We start from the raw sequence: 2,310 nt of genomic DNA, 5'->3' as shown, positions 1-2,310 counted from the left end.
CTGTGCAGGCCGAAGATCGCCTCGTCGCCGGTGCGGCGGTATGGGAAGGACGGGTCGGCACCGCCGCCGGCGGGGTGCCAGACGTACTGGAAGTCGGGCTGCATGACCAGCCATGGCGTGACCTGCGCCTGATAGGTCAGTTCAAGGTGGTTTTCGTTGCCCTGCACCAGCGAATGGCTGTCGCGGTCGAACTGGCGCTGCCCCGAACTGGCGCGGCCGATGCCCCAGCCCAGCCCGATCGTGTCGTTGTCGCGTCCCCTGAACGGGGCCTTCAGGTTCAGCCCCGCGTCGATGGCGAAGCTGATCATGTTGCGGTCGCCCCCGTTGCCCGTGGCGCGCACGAATGCACCCAGCGAGCGGGGGGATGTTAGCGAAGGCCGCCAGATCATCTGGTCGATGATGCCATAGACCATCCAGTTGCCCCGGTCCCATCGCGGGGTCAGGTCGGCCTGCGTGGCGCTGGCGTTCAGCGTGGCCGCCCCCAGTGAACCGCCGCGCTGGTTGTAGCGGTAGTCGGCGAATTTCGCGGTATCGTAGTATCCACCCAGCTTGTACACCCCCGGCAGGCCGGGATTTTTGGTCACGTTGGACATGTCGGCCGGCTGCGGGTTGAGCGCATACTGCAGTTCGGTGATCAGCAGCGCGCCGGTGCCCATGTTGAAGTTCGTGCCGTTGGCGCCGTCATAGGTCTGGCTGGTGGGATCGGAACTGAAGCCGCTGCCAGACCCGGTGGCCTGCTGGATGGGCAGGGAGTTGTAGCGGTTGCCGGGCGGGTTGTCGTCGGCTGCGGCGAACATGAAGGTGAATTTCTCGCTGGGGCGGTAGCGGATGCGGATGGCGGGCGAGGACAGCGGCCATGACGGCCCGCCACCATACAGGTTGACCGAAGGGGCCATGGGCCAGCCGAAATTGGCGTTCAGGTACAAAGACGCGTAATAACTGACCAGGAATTCGGTATCAAGGTCCTGCTGGCCGATCTTCACGTCCAGCTTTCCCTTGAGGAAGGACTGCTGGTACCACAGTTCGAACAGGCGGGTGGAGCGATCGGCCTCGAACCCGCTTATGGGGTTGAAGTTGTTCAGGTGATCCTGCGAGATCGAGCGCCCGCGCGTCTGCAGCGCGCTGACGTTGAACAGGCCGCCCTTCAGCCCGAACAGCTTTTCGGTATCGATGGTCAGCGTCGGCATGGTGACGCCGTCATAGGCGGGGCCGGTGCCCGAACCCTGCCCGTCGCCATTGGTGCTGGGCGTGCCGCCGGTGCCGTTGCCCCAGACCTCATCGACTTCCTGTATGTCGAAGGTGATGCCGTGTTTGTAAAGCCACGGCCGCGCGCCCCACATGTTGCCCAGCAGGTTGCCGCTGGTGTCCAGCCTGTCCTCGCCCCCTGCCGCGACCGCGGCCTTTTCTTCCGTATCGGCCTGCGCGCGTTCCGAATCACGCACCGTGGCGGGGTCGATCTGCTGGATCAGCGGGGTGGAATTGCCCAGTCGGGCGCGGTTCTGCGCGATCTGTGTCTGGGCCTGCGCATGGGTGCCGGCTTCTGTAATGCCGATCAGGCCGCAGGAGAGGAGAAGGGCACGCGTGCGGCCATGGCGTGCCGCGCGGGTGATGAGGAATTTCATGAAAAAAACATCCCGTCAGGATGGGTCCAGCCATGAGGGGCTGGAAAAAGCGGCCCAACGTAACGGGCCACTGCTGGCGCGGCGGACGGGATGTCAGGTGGTCTTGTACATGTCTCGTGTCCATCTCCGGTCGGCCCGCCCGGCGATATTGTTAAGGACAACGGCAGGTCTCCTGGCTTACGGGTCACTGCATTCCATCTCCCTTCCCGGCCGGGGCCAGTGGGTGCCGTGTGGCGGCGCCAGATGAAGTACTCTGCGTTTACAGTTGCGGGTACAGCTGCCGACTGCACCCCCGGATATGGCATCCAGCCGCTTGCAGTTACCCATAAATTTTTTCTTCTGTAATTTGATAGGAGAGAGCACCTGTAACGATATCTGCCAGGCGAGACATTCCTCTCCAGATAACAGTTGTTCCGGGCGGAGCATCGGAAGCGCGATCAAGGTAACCACCCAGTCTGGCGACTGCCCGGATGTAAAAATCCAGGTCTGGTGAAGTGCTGAGTTTGCGTATGGGTGTGAACTGTTCGAGTATTTGGCGTTCCACATCTGTAAAAACGGTAGAAGGCGACGTCCCTGGTAATTCACGCCTGAGCATTGTTATCCATGAGATACGCCAGGCCACCACGCAGCATAAGGCGATACAGTTTGCGAGCCGGCCTGCGGTCGTTAGGCGGAGCTCTTCAAGCTT

At 62.4% G+C, this 2,310-nt stretch carries 2 protein-coding genes and 1 riboswitch; both genes read right to left on the bottom strand.

Annotation, left to right across the window (positions count from 1 at the left end; translation table 11 throughout):
• Positions 1-1,622: carbohydrate porin (locus GEU01_RS20865; RefSeq protein WP_019087570.1), on the bottom strand; the 1,622-nt coding region annotated here is incomplete at its 3' end.
• 145 nt (positions 1,623-1,767) lie between these two features.
• A riboswitch (cobalamin riboswitch) is annotated at positions 1,768-1,958 on the bottom strand.
• Positions 1,942-2,310 (bottom strand): IS4 family transposase (locus GEU01_RS25280; protein ID WP_269719726.1); only part of this gene is annotated, 369 nt, incomplete at its 5' end. Its footprint overlaps the riboswitch before it by 17 nt.

This window comes from Komagataeibacter europaeus LMG 18890 (genome assembly GCF_000285295.1).
GTDB classification, from domain to species: Bacteria; Pseudomonadota; Alphaproteobacteria; order Acetobacterales; family Acetobacteraceae; genus Komagataeibacter; species Komagataeibacter europaeus.
This window is presented reverse-complemented; position numbering and strand designations above follow the sequence as displayed.